Source organism: Pseudomonas sp. B611 (genome assembly GCF_055407965.1).
In genome coordinates this window covers 200,489-216,714 of sequence record NZ_JBUZST010000001.1, presented here as the reverse complement: position 1 = coordinate 216,714, position 16,226 = coordinate 200,489, and the positions used below count along the sequence as shown (strand labels likewise).

Sequence of the window (16,226 nt, the reverse complement as noted above, 5' to 3'; positions counted from 1 at the left end):
AGCGAATGGGGATCAGAGCAGCACCACGTCGTATTGTTCCTGGGAATACATGGTTTCAACCTGGAAACGAATCGTGCGCCCGATAAACCCCTCCAATTCCGCGACGTTGCCGGACTCTTCATCCAGCAGCCGGTCGACCACTTTCTGGTTGGCAAGCACTCTATAACCTTCGGCCTGATAGGCCCGCGCCTCTCGTAAGATTTCCCGGAAAATCTCGTAGCAAACCGTTTCCGGGGTCTTCAATTTACCGCGCCCCTGGCAACTGCTGCACGGTTCGCACAGCACTTGCTCAAGGCTTTCGCGGGTGCGCTTGCGGGTCATCTGCACCAGGCCCAGCTCGGTGATGCCGATGATATTGGTCTTGGCGTGATCGCGCTCCAGCTGCTTCTCCAGGGTGCGCAGCACTTGGCGCTGGTGCTCTTCGTCTTCCATGTCGATGAAGTCGATGATGATGATGCCGCCCAGGTTGCGCAGGCGCAGCTGTCGGGCAATCGCGGTGGCGGCTTCAAGGTTGGTCTTGAAGATGGTTTCTTCGAGATTGCGATGCCCGACGAACGCGCCAGTGTTGACGTCGATGGTGGTCATGGCTTCCGCCGGGTCCACCACTAGATAGCCACCGGACTTGAGCGGCACCTTGCGCTCCAGGGCTTTCTGGATTTCATCTTCGACACCGTACAGGTCAAAGATCGGTCGCTCGCCAGGGTAGTGCTCCAGGCGGTCAGCAATTTCCGGCATCAGCTCGGCAACAAACTGCGTGGTGCGCTGGAAGGTTTCCCGCGAGTCGATGCGAATTTTCTCGATCTTCGGGCTGACCAGGTCACGCAGGGTGCGCAGGGCCAGGCCGAGGTCTTCATAGATCACACTCGGCGCGCCGATGGTTTTGATCTGTGCGCCGATCTGGTCCCACAGGCGTCGCAGATAGCGAATATCCATGAGGATTTCATCGCCGCCGGCACCTTCGGCTGCCGTGCGCAGGATAAACCCACCGGCTTCCTTGATGCCTTCGGCGGCCACGCAGTCGCTAACGACCTTTTTCAGGCGCTCACGCTCGCCTTCGTCTTCGATCTTCAGGGAAATGCCGACATGGGCGGTACGCGGCATGTACACCAGGTAACGCGATGGAATCGACAGTTGCGTGGTCAGGCGTGCGCCTTTGGAACCGATGGGGTCCTTGGTGACTTGCACCACCAGGCTCTGCCCTTCATGCACAAGGGCGCTGATGCTCTCTACTGCCGGGCCTTCGCGCAGGGAAATTTCAGAGGCATGGATAAACGCGGCACGATCCAGGCCGATATCGACGAATGCCGCCTGCATCCCCGGCAGTACGCGTACTACCTTGCCTTTGTAGATATTGCCGACGATCCCGCGCTTCTGGGTGCGCTCGACGTGCACTTCTTGCAGAACACCGTTCTCTACCACCGCCACGCGCGATTCCATCGGCGTGATATTGATCAGAATCTCTTCACTCATGGCTGGGTCTCGTTCAGGCGTTTTCACAATAGTGACCGATCGCTTATGGCTGGGCGCTGGCGTAAGGCGCTCAGCGCGCGGTAAGGTTTTGCCAACAGGGTATGCCGAATTGGTCGAGCAGTTGCGCGGTTTCGCACACCGGCAGGCCTACCACAGCGGAATAACTGCCATTGAGCCCGGCGACAAACACCGATCCAAGCCCTTGAATAGCATAGCCGCCCGCCTTGTCCTGGGGTTCGCCACTGTGCCAGTAGGTTGTAGCCTCCTCGACAGTAATGGCGCGAAAACGTACACGACTGCTTACACAAACAGTTTCGCAACGCGGGCCGTCGGTGAGCGCAATGGCGGTGAGGACTTCATGTTCACGCCCCGTCAGGGCCATCAACATCGCCAGCGCATCCGCCTGATCCACCGGTTTACCGAGGATCTTGCCGTCCACGATCACTGCGGTGTCAGCGCCCAGCACGCAGGCGCCGGTGGTGTTTTCGAGCGCAGCAAAACCCGCCGCTGCCTTGCCGCGCGCAAGACGCTCGACGTAGGAAACGGCGGATTCATTTGTAAGAGGGGTTTCATCAATGGCGGCGCTGACAGCGGTGAAAGGCACACCGATCTGGGTCAGCAGTTCACGCCGCCTCGGAGAGCCCGAGGCCAGATAAAGCGAATTCATGCAGACTCTCCCTGTAGGGCGCGATAACCAGGCAGAGCCTCGCAATCCATTCAATTGATCTTATAGCGACGACGTAACCCACGCAGGCCAAAACTGATCCAAGGCCACAGCAGCGCACTCACCAACGCCGGCAACACCAACGCCAGGGTTGGCTGGCGATTGCCAGTCAAGGCACTGAGCCACAGTTGAACAAGCTGCGCCAGGCCAAAGATCACCAGGATCACCAGGCACTGCTGCCACATCGGGAACATACGCAAACGCTGCTGCAACGACAGCACCAGGAACGTGATCAGCGTAAGGATCAACGCGTTCTGGCCCAGCAAGGTGCCATACAGCACATCTTCCGCCAAGCCCAGAAACAGCGCGGTGACCATGCCGATTTTATGCGGCAGGTTCAGCGCCCAGAAGGCCAGCAGCAATGCCAGCCACAGCGGACGCAGAATTTCCATGAATTGCGGCAAGGGTGAAACGCTGAGCAGCAAGCCGACCGCGAAGGTCAGCCAGACGATCCAGCCATTGCGCGAATGAGTACCGGCCATTATTCCTCCCTCTGCCGCGTGGTTGCCGGGGCCGTTGCCGCTGGACGGGCAGCTGGGGCAGCAGCAGGCGGTTTAGTCGCCGGCGTTGCAGCGGTGGGCGCCGAAGCCGGTGGCTTGGTGGCCGCAGGCTTGACCGGCTGCGCGTTGTGTGCCGCAGGCTTGACGGGTGTTGCAACAGGCGCGGCCGCAGCGGGAGCAGGTGTGGCCGGGGTGGCAGCGGCAGGCTTGGGCACGGTTGCTGGGACAATCGGCGTGATGCCGTTCTGCTTGTCTTCTGCTTCCTGGGCCTGGGCGGCCTCATTGGCGCGCTCTTCCGGCGTGCGGTTGTCGCTGAACACCAGCAACAGGTAACGGCTGCGGTTCAGGGCGGCCGTCGGCACGGCGCGGACGATGGCAAACGGCTGGCCGGAATCGTGGATCACTTCCTTGACCGTCGCCACCGGATAACCCGCAGGGAACCGCTGACCCAGGCCGGAGCTGACCAGCAGGTCGCCTTCCTTGATGTCGGCGGTGTCGGCCACGTGGCGCAATTCCAGGCGCTCCGGGTTGCCGGTGCCGCTGGCAATCGCACGCAAGCCGTTGCGGTTGACCTGCACCGGAATGCTGTGGGTGGTGTCCGTCAGCAGCAGCACACGTGAGGTGTAGGGCATCAACTCGACCACCTGGCCCATCAGGCCACGGGCGTCGAGCACCGGCTGGCCAAGGACCACACCGTCGCGCTCACCTTTGTTGATGATGATGCGATGGGTGAAGGGGTTGGGGTCCATGCCGATCAACTCGGCGACTTCGACCTTCTCGTTGACCAGCGCAGAAGAGTTGAGCAACTCGCGCAGCCGAACGTTCTGCTCGGTGAGGGCCGCGAGCTTTTGCATGCGCCCCTGCAACAGCAGGTTTTCAGTCTTGAGTTTTTCGTTCTCGGCGACCAGTTCGGTGCGGCTGCCAAATTGGCTGGCCACGCCCTGGTAGAGACGTTGCGGCAGGTCGGTGATCCAGTAGGTCTGCATCAACACCAGCGACATCTGGCTGCGCACGGGCTTGAGCAATGCAAAGCGGGCATCGACCACCATCAGCGCGACCGAAAGCACGACCAGCACCAGCAGGCGCACGCCCAATGAGGGGCCTTTGGCAAAAAGCGGTTTAATAAGCCGCTCCTCCCAGGCAAATGTTTTCTTTATTCATACGGCTTCTAACCGGCCTGGATGCAGATTGAAGAAGATAAACGCCAACAGGCAGCACTGCAAAGTGCTGCCTGTTGGCCAAGCCTGTACCGCTCACCGCAGCTTATTCGCTGGAGAGCAGGTCCATGGTGTGTTTATCCATCATTTCCAGTGCACGACCACCGCCACGAGCAACGCAGGTCAGCGGGTCTTCGGCGACGATCACCGGCAGGCCAGTCTCTTGGGCCAGCAGCTTGTCGAGGTCGCGCAGCAAGGCGCCACCACCGGTCAGCACCAGGCCACGCTCGGCGATGTCGGAAGCCAGTTCCGGCGGCGATTGCTCCAGGGCGCTTTTCACAGCCTGAACGATGGTGGCCAGGGACTCTTGCAGAGCTTCCAGCACTTCATTGGAGTTCAGGGTGAAGGCACGTGGAACGCCTTCGGCCAGGTTGCGACCGCGAACATCGACTTCGCGCACTTCGCCGCCCGGGTAAGCGGTACCGATTTCCTGCTTGATGCGCTCTGCGGTGGATTCACCGATCAGGCTGCCGTAGTTGCGACGCACATAAGTGATGATCGCTTCGTCGAAACGGTCGCCGCCAACCCGTACGGATTCGGCATACACCACACCGTTCAGGGAGATCAGGGCGATTTCAGTGGTACCACCACCGATATCCACCACCATCGAACCGCGGGCTTCTTCAACCGGCAGGCCGGCACCGATCGCAGCAGCCATTGGCTCTTCGATCAGGAACACTTCACGGGCACCGGCGCCAAGGGCCGATTCACGGATGGCACGACGCTCCACCTGGGTAGACTTGCACGGAACGCAGATCAGCACACGAGGGCTGGGCTGCAGGAAACTGTTTTCGTGAACCTTGTTGATGAAATACTGCAGCATCTTCTCGCAGACACTGAAGTCGGCGATCACGCCGTCTTTCATCGGACGAATGGCAGCAATATTGCCTGGTGTACGGCCGAGCATGCGCTTGGCCTCGGTGCCGACGGCAACGACACTTTTCTGATTACCATGGGTCCGAATGGCCACAACCGATGGCTCATTCAGAACGATACCGCGCTCGCGCACGTAAATAAGGGTGTTGGCAGTGCCCAGGTCAATGGAAAGATCGCTGGAAAACATGCCACGCAGTTTCTTGAACATGGGGAAAGGACCCTAGGCAACGCGTGGGTAAAAAAGTGCGGCAAACTCTAACAACGACAGGGATTTTGGGCAAGGCGCCAATGTGCTAAATTGGCCGACTTTCTACGCACCAACCCCCACAATCGCGGCCATATGACCGTAGAAATGCGGTAGTGTTCCGACAATCTAACACACGGACGCCCTCCGTTCTGTTTTCCACTGGAGAATCCCATGGCGCTTGACCGCTCCGACGTGGAAAAAATCGCTCACCTCGCCCACCTGGGCCTGGCTGAAGCCGATCTTCCACCGATTACCGCAGCCCTGAACAGCATTCTCGGGCTGGTTGACCAAATGCAGGCCGTGAATACCGACGGCATCGAGCCCCTGGCGCACCCGCTGGAAGCCAGCCAGCGCCTGCGCGCAGACGTTGTAACCGAAAGTAATAATCGCGAGGCCTACCAGTCCATCGCGCCAGCGGTCGAAAACGGCCTGTACCTGGTTCCGAAAGTCATCGACTAAAGGGAAAGAGCCTTTCATGCATCACATGACTCTGGCCGAGATCGCCCGCGGTCTCGCCGACAAAAAGTTTTCTTCCGAAGAGCTGACCAAGACCCTGCTGGCGCGTATCGCCGAGCACGATCCAAAGGTCAACAGCTTCATCAGCCTCACCGAAGAACTGGCCCTGAGCCAGGCCAAGGCCGCCGACGTGCGTCGCGCCAACGGTGAAAATGGTGCGTTGCTGGGGGCTCCCATCGCCCACAAGGACTTGTTCTGCACCCAGGGCATTCGCACCAGCTGCGGCTCGAAGATGCTCGACAACTTCAAGGCGCCCTACGACGCCACCGTGGTGTCCAAGCTGGCTGCCGCCGGGGCCGTGACCCTGGGCAAGACCAACATGGACGAATTCGCCATGGGTTCGGCCAACGAATCGAGCTACTACGGCGCGGTGAAAAACCCGTGGAACCTGGAGCACGTGCCGGGCGGTTCGTCCGGTGGTTCGGCTGCAGCCGTGGCGGCGCGCTTCCTGCCGGCGGCCACCGCCACCGACACCGGCGGGTCGATCCGCCAGCCTGCGGCGTTCACCAACCTCACCGGCCTGAAGCCGACCTACGGTCGCGTTTCCCGCTGGGGCATGATCGCCTACGCCTCCAGCCTCGATCAGGGCGGCCCTCTGGCTCGCACCGCCGAAGACTGCGCGATTTTGTTACAAGGCATGGCCGGGTTCGATAAACAGGACTCCACCAGCATCGATGAGCCAGTGCCGGACTACAGCGCGAGCCTCAACACCTCGATCAAGGGCCTGCGCATCGGCGTGCCGAAGGAGTACTTCAGCGCCGGTCTCGACCCACGCATCGCCGAACTGGTGCACAACAGCGTCAAGGAGCTGGAAAAGCTCGGCGCCGTGATCAAGGAAGTCAGCCTGCCGAACAATCAGCATGCGATTCCTGCCTACTACGTGATCGCCCCGGCAGAAGCCTCGTCCAACCTGTCGCGTTTCGACGGCGTGCGTTTCGGCTACCGCTGCGAGAACCCGAAAGACCTTACCGACCTGTACAAGCGCTCCCGTGGCGAAGGCTTCGGTGCCGAAGTCCAACGGCGCATCATGGTCGGTGCCTACGCCCTGTCGGCCGGCTACTACGACGCGTACTACCTCAAGGCGCAAAAAATCCGTCGCCTGGTGAAGAACGACTTCATGGCTGCCTTTGAAGAAGTCGACGTGATCCTCGGCCCAACCACGCCAAACCCGGCCTGGAAGCTCGGCGCCAAGAATGGCGACCCGGTGGCTGCGTACCTCGAAGACCTGTACACCATCACCGCCAACCTCGCGGGCCTGCCGGGCTTATCCATGCCTGCCGGTTTCGTCGATGGCCTGCCGGTCGGCGTGCAGTTGCTCGCCCCGTATTTCCAGGAAGGCCGCCTGCTCAATGTGGCGCACCAGTACCAGTTGCACACCGACTGGCACACCCGCACCCCTACCGGCTTCTGAGGAGAACACTATGCAATGGGAAGTCGTGATCGGGCTGGAGATTCATACCCAGCTCGCCACCCAATCGAAGATTTTCTCCGGTAGCGCCACCACGTTCGGCTCCGAGCCGAACACCCAGGCCAGCCTGGTCGACCTGGGCATGCCCGGCGTCTTGCCGGTGCTGAACCAGGAAGCGGTGCGCATGGCGGTGATGTTCGGCTTGGCGATTGACGCCGAGATCGGCCAGCACAACGTGTTCGCGCGCAAGAACTACTTCTACCCGGACCTGCCCAAGGGCTACCAGATCAGCCAGATGGAACTGCCGATCGTCGGCAAGGGCCACCTGGACATCCCCCTGGAAGACGGCACCATCAAGCGCGTCGGCGTAACTCGTGCGCACCTGGAAGAAGATGCTGGCAAGAGCCTGCATGAAGAATTCCCGGGCGCCACCGGTATCGACCTGAACCGTGCCGGCACGCCGCTGCTGGAGATCGTCTCCGAGCCGGACATGCGCAGCGCCAAGGAAGCCGTGGCCTACGTCAAGACCATCCACGCGCTGGTGCGTTACCTGGGCATCTGCGACGGCAACATGGCCGAAGGCTCGCTGCGTTGCGACTGCAACGTGTCGATCCGCCCAAAGGGCCAGGCCGAGTACGGCACCCGCTGCGAGATCAAGAACGTCAACTCGTTCCGCTTCATCGAGAAGGCGATCAACAGCGAAGTGCGTCGCCAGATCGAGCTGATCGAAGACGGCGGCAAGGTCATCCAGCAGACCCGCCTGTACGACCCGAACAAAGACGAAACCCGCGCCATGCGCAGCAAGGAGGAAGCCAACGACTACCGTTACTTCCCCGACCCGGACCTGTTGCCGGTGGTCATCGAGGACTCGTTCCTCAATGACGTGCGCGCTACCCTGCCGGAATTGCCGCAGCAGAAACGCGAGCGCTTCCAGGAGCAGTTCGGCCTGTCGGTCTACGATGCCAGCGTCCTGGCCTCCAGCCGAGAACAAGCCAACTACTTCGAAAAAGTCGTGAGCATTGCCGGTGACGCCAAGCTGGCGGCCAACTGGGTGATGGTTGAGCTGGGCAGCCTGTTGAACAAACAGGGCCTGGAAATCGACGAAGCCCCGGTCACTGCCGAGCAGTTGGGCGGCATGCTGCTGCGCATCAAGGACAACACCATCTCCGGCAAGATCGCCAAGACCGTGTTCGAAGCCATGGCGGCAGGCGAAGGCAGCGCTGACGAAATCATCGACAAGCGCGGCCTCAAGCAAGTCACCGACAGCGGCGCGATTTCCGCCGTATTGGATGAAATGCTCGCGGCCAACGCCGAGCAGGTCGAGCAATACCGCGCGGCAGACGAAGCCAAGCGTGGCAAGATGTTCGGCTTCTTTGTGGGCCAGGCGATGAAAGCCTCCAAAGGCAAGGCCAACCCGCAACAGGTGAACGAATTGCTGAAAAGCAAGCTCGAAGGCTGACACCTGATCGTTCCCACGCTCTGCGTGGGAACGCATCACTGGACGCTCCGCGTCCGCTTTTGTGACGCGGAGCGTCACGGGCTGCACTCCCACGCAGAGCGTGGGAGCGATCCTGGGGATACCTTGCATGAAGCGTCTATTCGGCCTCCTGGCTCTTTTTTCCCTTCTGACTGGCTGCGCCAGCGGCCTCGTCAACCCCAACGGCTACGACGAAACCGGCACCGCCTCCTATTACGGCGCCAAACACCACGGCAAAAAAACCGCCAGCGGTGAACCCTTCAACCAGAACGCCCTGACCGCCGCCCACCGGCAATTGCCGTTCGGCACCCAGGTCAAGGTGACCAATCTCAACAACGACAGATCCGTGGTGGTGCGCATCAACGATCGCGGCCCGCATACCCGTGGGCGCTTGATCGATCTTTCACGCAAGGCTGCCGAGCAGCTCGGTATGCTCAACAGCGGCACCGCGCGGGTGCGCGTGCAAGCCCTGAGCAACTAACACGGAGCCCTGGCCATTTTCGGATTAACTGCCCTCTCGCCCTGGAGCCTGCTGGAACTGGTCAGCGGCTTGCTATTGCTGATCACCGGCGCAGAAATCCTGGTGCGTGCCGCCGTGCGCCTGGCTGCCAGCCTCAAGGTGCGGCCGTTGATCATCGGCTTGACCATCGTCGCCTTCGGCAGCAGCGCGCCGCAGATGACCGTCAGCCTGCAAGCCACCCTGGCCGGCAACACCGATATCGCCGTGGGCAGCGTAATCGGCAGCAGCATCTTCAACATCCTGGTGACCCTGGGCCTGTCGGCGCTGATCATTCCGCTGCGGGTCTCGCGCCAGCTGGTGCGCCTGGATATCCCGGTGATGATCATCGCGGGCCTGCTGGTATTTACCCTCGCCGCCAATGAAGCGCTCACGCCCGCCGACGGCTCGCTGCTGTTGGTGGCCCTGCTCGCCTACCTCGGCGTGTTGCACTACCAGACCCGCCACTCCCGCCGCCCGCGCACCCTGGACACGGTGGCCAAGGCGCCCTGGCTGAGCAGCGTGCTGCTGATGTTCGGCGGCTTTCTCGTACTGGTGCTGGCCGGGCACTTGCTGCTGGGCGCGGCGGTGGATGTGGCCGGCGACCTGGGGCTGTCGGAACGGGTCATCGGCCTGACGTTGATCGGCGTCGGCACCTCCCTGCCCTGCCTGGCCACCTCGTTGATCGCCGCCCTGCGCGGCGAGCGGGACATTGCGGTGGGCAACGTGATCGGCAGCAACCTGTTCAACCTGCTCGGCGTGCTGGGGTTTACCGCGCTGGTGGCGCCGACGCCGCTGTCGGTCTCGCCCAATGCCCTGGACTTCGACCTGCCGGTGATGCTCGCCGCGCTGGTGTTGTGCCTGCCGGTGTTCTACACCGGCTACCGCGTGACCCGCGCAGAAGGCCTGGTGCTGCTGGGGCTGTACCTGGCGTATGGGCTGCATGTGATGTCATTCACCACCGGCATGCCCCTGGCCACCAAGCTTGAACACCTGATGCTTTATTACGTCCTGCCAGTGCTGGTGGCTTTCCTGTTGTTCAGCACGCTGCGAGCCTGGCGCCGCCAACACAAGAGGGAATCGCAATGACCGATCAGAAAAAGTCCGGGGTTGAGATGCGTCGCCAGGTCATGGGCGATGTGTTCGTTGACCGCGCCCTGGGCAATGCCACTGAGTTCACCCAGCCGTTGCAGGATTTCGTCAACGAGCACGCCTGGGGCGGTGTGTGGAATCGCGAGGGGTTGCCGCTGAAAACCCGCAGCCTGATCACCCTCGCCGCTCTCACTGCGCTCAAGTGCCCGCAGGAACTCAAGGGCCACGTGCGCGGCGCGTTGAACAATGGCTGTACCGTGGAGGAGATTCGCGAGGCATTGCTGCATTGCGCGGTGTATGCGGGTGTGCCGGCGGCGATTGATGCGTTTCGGGCGGCGCAGGAAGTGATCGAGGCGTATCAGGCTGATCAACAGTGACTGCTAGATAGCTATCGCAGCGATGCGGCGACCCGACAAGCCAGCTCCCACAGTTGACCGCATTCTCATGTTGGAACTCGGTCAACTGTGGGAGCTGGCTTGCCTGCGATTGGCCCTCACAGACACGCAAAAACTCAGATCCAGCCCCCCGCCTGCAACACAAAGATCCCGATATTCGTCGTCACCGCCGCCATCAGCGTAGTAATCACAATAATCGCCGCCGCCAGCTCATGATTGCCCTCAGCCGCCCTGGCCATCACAAAACTGGCCGCTGCCGTCGGTGCACCGAAGTACAAGAACAGAATCCCCAGCTCCGGCCCCCGGAACCCCAGCAGCCAGGCGCCCAGCGTGGCCACCAGAGGCAAACCGATCATCTTCACCAGGCTCGCACTCAAGGCCATGCCGCCGCTTTTGCGCAACGCTGCCAGCGACAAGGTGCCACCAATGCAGATCAGCGCCAGCGGCAAAGTCATGTCCGCCAGGTAGCGGCCCGACGACTCCAGCCACCCCGGCAAGCCAATCTTGAACACCGCGAACGGCGTGGCGACGATCACGCTGATGATCAACGGGTTGGCCACCACGCTCTTGCAGATGCTCCACGGGTCGGACTTGATCACCGGGCTGTACACCGCCAGCACAATGGTCGAAAGGGTGTTGTAGAACAGGATCACCAGCGCGGCGAGGATCGCGCCGAGGGAGATGCCGTAATCACCGTACATGCTGGCCGCCAGCGCCAGGCCGATCACGCCGTTATTACCGCGAAACGCGCCTTGGGTGTAGATGCCGCGGTCTTCACGCGGGCAGCGCCAGATCGCCCAGCCCCAGGCCAGGGCAAAACTGAGCAAGGTGGCGACAGCGAAGTAGATCAGCAAGCCCGGCTTGAGCGCCGAGTGCAGGTCGGCATGCAGGATGCCCAGGAACAGCAGCGCCGGCATGGTGACGTTGAACACCAGGGACGACGCCGTGTGGATAAAGTTATCGTTGATCCAGTCGATGCGCTTGAGCAGCACACCCAGAAACAGCATGGCAAACACCGGCGCGGTGATGGACAGGGTGGTGAGGAAAATTGCCAGCATGCCGGGGAGAACCTTGGTGAGCGTCGTTAGGTGGCTAATGATAAGCCATGCTGGCCTGTAGCGCCTGGTAAGACGCCTTCGCGAGCAAGCCCGCTCCCACATTTGACCGAGTTCCACCTTTGGAATGCGGTCAAATGTGGGAGCGGGCTTGCTCGCGAAGCAGGCGACTCGGTCTCAGGTGATAGGCGCCGGGTTGAACAGGGTAATGTCGTTATGCAGCTTATGCCGCTCCGCCCACGTCTGCTTCTTGCCGCTGGCCACATCCAGGTAAAAGTGGAACAACTCCCACCCCAACTCCTCAATGCTCGCACGCCCCGTGGCAATGCGTCCGGCATCGATATCGATCAAGTCCGGCCAGCGCTGCGCCAATTCCGTACGCGTCGACACCTTCACCACCGGCGCCATCGCCAGCCCGTAAGGCGTGCCACGCCCGGTGGTGAACACATGCAGGTTCATCCCCGCTGCCAACTGCAAGGTGCCGCACACAAAGTCGCTGGCCGGCGTCGCGCAAAAGATCAGGCCCTTGCCCTTGAAACGCTCGCCCGGGCCAAGCACGCCGTTGATCGCGCTGCTGCCGGACTTGACGATGGAGCCCAAGGACTTCTCGACAATGTTCGACAACCCGCCCTTCTTGTTACCCGGCGTGGTGTTGGCGCTGCGATCGGCCTCGCCCTTGGCCAGGTACCGGTCGTACCAGTCCATTTCCCTGACAAGCTCTTGGGCGACTTCCTTGCTCTCGGCGCGTGAAGTCAGCAGGTATATCGCATCGCGGACTTCAGTCACTTCGGAAAACATCACTGTCGCTCCGGCCCGTAGCAGCAAGTCCGAGGCATAACCCAACGCCGGGTTGGCAGTGATGCCGGAAAATGCATCACTGCCACCGCACTGCATGCCTAGGATCAGCTCCGACGCTGGTACGGTTTCGCGGCGGCGCTGGTCGAGCTTCTTCAAGCGCGTCTCGGCCAGTTCCATGATCTGTTCGATCATCTCGGTAAAGCCGTGGCTGGAGTCCTGCAACCGGTACAACCACGGCTCGCTCAGGTCCACCGAGCTGTCGTTGTCGTGCATCACCTGCCCGGCCTGCAATTTCTCGCAGCCCAGGCTGATCACCAGGGCTTCGCCGCCCAGGTTCGGGTTGCGCGCCAGGTTGCGCACGGTGCGGATCGGGATGTAGGCATCCGTCGCAGTAATCGCCACGCCGCAGCCGTAACTGTGGGTCAGCGCCACCACGTCATCGACATGGGGGTACTTGGGCAGCAACTCGTCCTTGATGCGCTTGACCGCATGGTCCAGCACCCCCGTGACGCATTGCACCGTGGTGGTGATGCCGAGAATATTACGCGTGCCCACGGTGCCGTCGGCGTTGCGATAACCCTCGAAGGTAAACCCCTCCAACGGCGCCTGGGTTGGCGGCACCTCGGTGGACAGCGGCAAACTGTCCAGCGGCGGCGCAGTGGGCATGCGCAGTTGATCTTCCTGGACCCAACTGCCGCGGGGAATCGGCGCCAAGGCGTAACCGATGGTCTGGCCATAGCGAATAATCTGACCGCCCTCGGGGATATCCTCCAGGGTCACCTTATGGCTCTGGGGGATGAAATCCACGGTCACCAGGCCGTCCGGGAACTCGGTCCCGGCCGGAACGCCCTGGTCGTTGACCACGATCACTACGTTGTCGCGCTCATGCAAACGAATGGAGCGCGGCGAGTCGGCATGTTCAATCAACTGCATTACATCGCCCCTCAGGAGTGCGCTTCGGTAAGTTGGGTCAGCTCTGGGCCCTTGGTTGGTGGCTCTTTGAGCACCACGCGTTTGATCGGGCCAACGATGACCAGGTAGCTGAACACCGCCACCAACGCGTTGGCGCCGACGAACACCAAGGCCCATTTGAACGAGCCAGTGGTGCTGATGATGTAGCCGATGACGATCGGCGTGGTGATCGACGCGAGGTTACCGAAGGTGTTGAACAAGCCGCCACTGAGGCCGGCGATTTGTTTCGGCGAAGTGTCGGACACCACCGCCCAACCCAGTGCGCCAACGCCTTTACCGAAGAAGGCCAAGGCCATGAAGCCCACCACCATCCATTCGATATCCACGTAGTTACAGGCCACGATGCTGCTGGAGATCAGCAGGCCACCGATGATCGGCGCCTTGCGGGCGAAGGTCAGCGAATGGCCCTTGCGCAGCAGGTAGTCGGAAATCACCCCGCCGAGCACACCGCCGATAAAGCCGCAGATCGCCGGCAACGAGGCGATAAAACCGGCCTTGAGGATGGTCATGCCACGGTCCTGCACCAAGTACACCGGGAACCAGGTCAGGAAGAAGTAGGTGATGCCATTGATGCAGTATTGGCCCAGATACACGCCGAGCATCATGCGGTTGGTCAGCAGTTGGCGGATGTAATCCCACTTCGGACCGTCAGTTTTTTTACCTTTGCCCTTGTCCTGGTCCATATCCACCATCGCACCATTGGCGGCGATATGGTTGAACTCGGCTTCGTTGATCAGCGGATGCTGGCGCGGACTGTGGATAACTTTCAGCCAGATCAGCGAGAAGATAATGCCGATCACGCCCATCACGATAAACACGTGCTGCCAACCGAAGCTGTAGACGATCCAGCCCATCAGCGGTGCAAACAATACCGTGGCGAAGTACTGCGCCGAGTTGAAGATCGCCGAAGCCGTACCGCGCTCGGCAGTAGGAAACCACGCCGCGACAATACGGGCGTTTCCGGGAAACGACGGCGCTTCGGCCAGGCCCACCATGAAGCGCAGCATAAACAGCGCAACCACGGCGGTGGAGACACCGAACTCACCGACATAGCCTTGCAGCACGGTGAACAGTGACCAGGTGAAGATGCTCAGGGCATAGACTTTTTTCGAACCGAACCGGTCCAGCAGCCAGCCGCCGGGAATTTGCCCGGCCACGTAGGCCCAACCGAATGCAGAGAAGATGTAACCGAGGGTGACCGCGTCGATGCCGAGGTCTTTTTGCAGGCTGGAGCCCGCGATGGCGATGGTGGCCCGGTCGGCGTAGTTGATCGTGGTCACCAGGAACAGCATGAGCAATATCAAATAGCGGACGTGGGTCGGCTTGGTCGCTTGCATGTAGAAGTACTCCCACTAATTATTTTTTTTGCGGGTAATTATTTGTTGTTGCCACTGAGGACCGCTGTCTGTGGGAGCTGGCTTGCCTGCGATAGCATCACCGCGGTGTGCCGGACACACCGAGGTGCCTGTATCGCAGGCAAGCCAGCTCCCACAGGAACCGGCGCCTACAGGTGTTGCGTCTTACGAACCGATGTAACTGGTCTTCACCACGGTGTAGAACTCTTGCGCATAGCGACCTTGCTCACGCGAACCATAGGATGAACCCTTACGGCCACCAAATGGAACGTGATAGTCCACACCGGCAGTCGGCAGGTTGACCATCACCATCCCGGCCTGGGAGTGGCGCTTGAAGTGGTTGGCATACTTGAGCGACGTCGTGGCAATGCCCGCCGACAACCCGAACTCGGTGTCATTGGCCATGGCCAGTGCCGCTTCGTAGTCCGCCACGCGCACCACGTTGGCCACCGGGCCGAAGATCTCTTCGCGGCTGATGCGCATGGCGGCTTCGCTGTCGGCAAACAGCGTCGGCGCCAGGTAGTAACCTTCGGTGTCGCAGGTCACCAGGCCGCCACCGCTCACCAGCCGCGCGCCTTCGCTTTGGCCGATGTCGATGTACTTCAAGTCCTGATCCAACTGAGCCTGGGAAACCACCGGGCCGATGTCGGTACCACTTTTCAGCGCGTGGCCGACCTTGATCGACTTCATGCGCTCAGCCATCGCCGCGACGAACTGGTCGTGAATCCCAGCAGTGACGATCAGACGGCTGGAGGCGGTGCAACGCTGGCCGGTGGAGTAGAACGCGCTCTGCACCGACAGCTCGACGGCCTGCTTGAGGTCGGCGTCGTCGAGAATGATCTGCGGGTTCTTGCCGCCCATTTCCAACTGCACCTTGGCCTGGCGCGACACACAGCTGACAGCGATCTGACGCCCCACACCGACGGAGCCGGTGAAGCTGATGCCATCGACTTTCGGGCTGTTGACCAGCACATCGCCGACCACACGGCCGCTGCCCATCACCAGGTTGAACACGCCTGCCGGGAAGCCCGCGCGGGAGATGATCTCCGCCAGGGCCCACGCACAGCCCGGCACCAGTTCGGCAGGTTTGATCACCACGCAGTTGCCGTAGGCCAGGGCCGGGGCGATTTTCCACGCAGGGATCGCAATCGGGAAGTTCCAGGGGGTGATCAGGCCTACCACGCCAAGGGCTTCGCGGGTCACTTCAACGTTGACGCCCGGGCGCACCGAGGGCACGTAGTCGCCGGACAAACGCAGGCATTCACCGGCGAAGAATTTGAAGATGTTACCGGCGCGGGTCACTTCGCCAATGGCTTCGGGCAGGGTCTTGCCCTCTTCCCGGGCCAGCAAGGTGCCGAGCTCTTCGCGGCGGGCGAGAATTTCGCTGCCGACTTTATCCAGGGCATCGTGGCGCGCCTGAATCCCGGAGGTGGACCAGGCCGGGAACGCGGCGCGTGCCGCCTCGATGGCGGCGTTGACTTGGCCGACATCGGCCTTGGCATATTCGCCAATCACATCGGACAAGTCCGACGGGTTGAGGTTGACGCAATAGTCGGCACCGGCCACCCATTGGCCGTTGATGTAGTTTTCAAAACGCTGGGCTTGGGACACGAATCTTCTCCTGACGC

Annotated in this window: 15 protein-coding genes; 6 read left to right on the top strand and 9 right to left on the bottom strand. The window is 61.3% G+C overall.

What is annotated here, in order from left to right; all coding sequences use genetic code 11:
* Positions 1–12: 12 nt before the first annotated feature.
* The 5 genes from rng to mreB all read right to left on the bottom strand — a co-directional run bounded on the left by rng (position 13) and on the right by mreB (position 4,995).
* Complete coding sequence (gene rng, locus ACZRMO_RS01045) at positions 13–1,470, bottom strand: ribonuclease G (protein WP_017738770.1); 1,458 nt, start codon at positions 1,468–1,470, stop codon at positions 13–15.
* A gap of 70 nt (positions 1,471–1,540) precedes the next feature.
* The gene (locus ACZRMO_RS01040; RefSeq protein ID WP_463971613.1) at positions 1,541–2,137 is read right to left on the bottom strand and encodes a Maf family protein; all 597 of its coding nucleotides are present in this window, start codon (positions 2,135–2,137) and stop codon (positions 1,541–1,543) included.
* A 50-nt stretch (positions 2,138–2,187) separates the two neighbouring features.
* Positions 2,188–2,676 (bottom strand): rod shape-determining protein MreD, encoded by a 489-nt coding sequence (gene mreD / locus ACZRMO_RS01035; protein WP_017738772.1) that lies wholly within the window; start codon positions 2,674–2,676, stop codon positions 2,188–2,190.
* Positions 2,676–3,818 (bottom strand): rod shape-determining protein MreC, encoded by a 1,143-nt coding sequence (mreC, locus tag ACZRMO_RS01030; protein WP_463972113.1) that lies wholly within the window; start codon positions 3,816–3,818, stop codon positions 2,676–2,678. The genes mreD and mreC overlap by 1 nt, the downstream gene beginning before the upstream one ends.
* 139 nt (positions 3,819–3,957) lie before the next feature.
* Positions 3,958–4,995, bottom strand: coding sequence for a rod shape-determining protein MreB (gene mreB, locus ACZRMO_RS01025; protein WP_002555108.1), 1,038 nt, complete (start codon positions 4,993–4,995; stop codon positions 3,958–3,960).
* 210 nt (positions 4,996–5,205) lie between these two features.
* Between mreB and gatC the strand changes: the two genes are divergently transcribed.
* The 6 genes from gatC (at position 5,206) to ACZRMO_RS00995 (ending at position 10,400) form a co-directional block, all read left to right on the top strand.
* Positions 5,206–5,493: an Asp-tRNA(Asn)/Glu-tRNA(Gln) amidotransferase subunit GatC gene (gene gatC / locus ACZRMO_RS01020; RefSeq protein WP_017738774.1), complete on the top strand. Its 288-nt coding sequence runs from the start codon at positions 5,206–5,208 to the stop codon at positions 5,491–5,493.
* Positions 5,494–5,509: 16 nt separating this feature from the next.
* The gene (gene gatA / locus ACZRMO_RS01015) at positions 5,510–6,961 is read left to right on the top strand and encodes an Asp-tRNA(Asn)/Glu-tRNA(Gln) amidotransferase subunit GatA (RefSeq protein WP_463971612.1); all 1,452 of its coding nucleotides are present in this window, start codon (positions 5,510–5,512) and stop codon (positions 6,959–6,961) included.
* A 10-nt stretch (positions 6,962–6,971) separates the two neighbouring features.
* Complete coding sequence (gene gatB, locus ACZRMO_RS01010) at positions 6,972–8,417, top strand: Asp-tRNA(Asn)/Glu-tRNA(Gln) amidotransferase subunit GatB (protein ID WP_463971611.1); 1,446 nt, start codon at positions 6,972–6,974, stop codon at positions 8,415–8,417.
* Between the two features lie 127 nt (positions 8,418–8,544).
* Positions 8,545–8,916 (top strand): septal ring lytic transglycosylase RlpA family protein, encoded by a 372-nt coding sequence (locus tag ACZRMO_RS01005; protein ID WP_463971610.1) that lies wholly within the window; start codon positions 8,545–8,547, stop codon positions 8,914–8,916.
* 57 nt (positions 8,917–8,973) lie between these two features.
* Entirely contained in the window at positions 8,974–10,020 is a 1,047-nt protein-coding gene (locus ACZRMO_RS01000) for a calcium/sodium antiporter (RefSeq protein ID WP_463972112.1), read from the top strand.
* Entirely contained in the window at positions 10,017–10,400 is a 384-nt protein-coding gene (locus ACZRMO_RS00995; protein ID WP_124527480.1) for a carboxymuconolactone decarboxylase family protein, read from the top strand. The genes ACZRMO_RS01000 and ACZRMO_RS00995 overlap by 4 nt, the downstream gene beginning before the upstream one ends.
* A gap of 134 nt (positions 10,401–10,534) precedes the next feature.
* On the opposite strand, the gene ACZRMO_RS00990 is transcribed toward ACZRMO_RS00995, so the two are convergent.
* The 4 genes from ACZRMO_RS00990 to ACZRMO_RS00975 form a co-directional block, all read right to left on the bottom strand.
* Entirely contained in the window at positions 10,535–11,476 is a 942-nt protein-coding gene (locus tag ACZRMO_RS00990; RefSeq protein ID WP_463971609.1) for an AEC family transporter, read from the bottom strand.
* A 174-nt stretch (positions 11,477–11,650) separates the two neighbouring features.
* Positions 11,651–13,204 carry a galactarate dehydratase gene (gene garD, locus ACZRMO_RS00985; protein ID WP_463971608.1) on the bottom strand — a complete coding sequence of 518 codons (1,554 nt, stop codon included), beginning with the start codon at positions 13,202–13,204 and terminating at the stop codon, positions 11,651–11,653.
* 11 nt (positions 13,205–13,215) lie between these two features.
* Positions 13,216–14,580: an MFS transporter gene (locus tag ACZRMO_RS00980; RefSeq protein WP_017738782.1), complete on the bottom strand. Its 1,365-nt coding sequence runs from the start codon at positions 14,578–14,580 to the stop codon at positions 13,216–13,218.
* 183 nt (positions 14,581–14,763) lie between these two features.
* Positions 14,764–16,209: an aldehyde dehydrogenase family protein gene (locus ACZRMO_RS00975; protein WP_463971607.1), complete on the bottom strand. Its 1,446-nt coding sequence runs from the start codon at positions 16,207–16,209 to the stop codon at positions 14,764–14,766.
* Positions 16,210–16,226: the final 17 nt, after the last annotated feature.

Coding starts and splice junctions, on each gene's coding strand:
- ACZRMO_RS00980 (WP_017738782.1), bottom strand. CDS start 14,580: ATGCAAGCGACCAAGCCGACCCACGTCCGCTATTTGATATTGCTCATG.
- garD (WP_463971608.1), bottom strand. CDS start 13,204: ATGCAGTTGATTGAACATGCCGACTCGCCGCGCTCCATTCGTTTGCAT.
- mreB (WP_002555108.1), bottom strand. CDS start 4,995: ATGTTCAAGAAACTGCGTGGCATGTTTTCCAGCGATCTTTCCATTGAC.
- ACZRMO_RS00995 (WP_124527480.1), top strand. CDS start 10,017: ATGACCGATCAGAAAAAGTCCGGGGTTGAGATGCGTCGCCAGGTCATG.
- ACZRMO_RS01040 (WP_463971613.1), bottom strand. CDS start 2,137: ATGAATTCGCTTTATCTGGCCTCGGGCTCTCCGAGGCGGCGTGAACTG.
- gatC (WP_017738774.1), top strand. CDS start 5,206: ATGGCGCTTGACCGCTCCGACGTGGAAAAAATCGCTCACCTCGCCCAC.
- ACZRMO_RS00990 (WP_463971609.1), bottom strand. CDS start 11,476: ATGCTGGCAATTTTCCTCACCACCCTGTCCATCACCGCGCCGGTGTTT.
- mreD (WP_017738772.1), bottom strand. CDS start 2,676: ATGGCCGGTACTCATTCGCGCAATGGCTGGATCGTCTGGCTGACCTTC.
- rng (WP_017738770.1), bottom strand. CDS start 1,470: ATGAGTGAAGAGATTCTGATCAATATCACGCCGATGGAATCGCGCGTG.
- gatA (WP_463971612.1), top strand. CDS start 5,510: ATGCATCACATGACTCTGGCCGAGATCGCCCGCGGTCTCGCCGACAAA.
- ACZRMO_RS01005 (WP_463971610.1), top strand. CDS start 8,545: ATGAAGCGTCTATTCGGCCTCCTGGCTCTTTTTTCCCTTCTGACTGGC.
- gatB (WP_463971611.1), top strand. CDS start 6,972: ATGCAATGGGAAGTCGTGATCGGGCTGGAGATTCATACCCAGCTCGCC.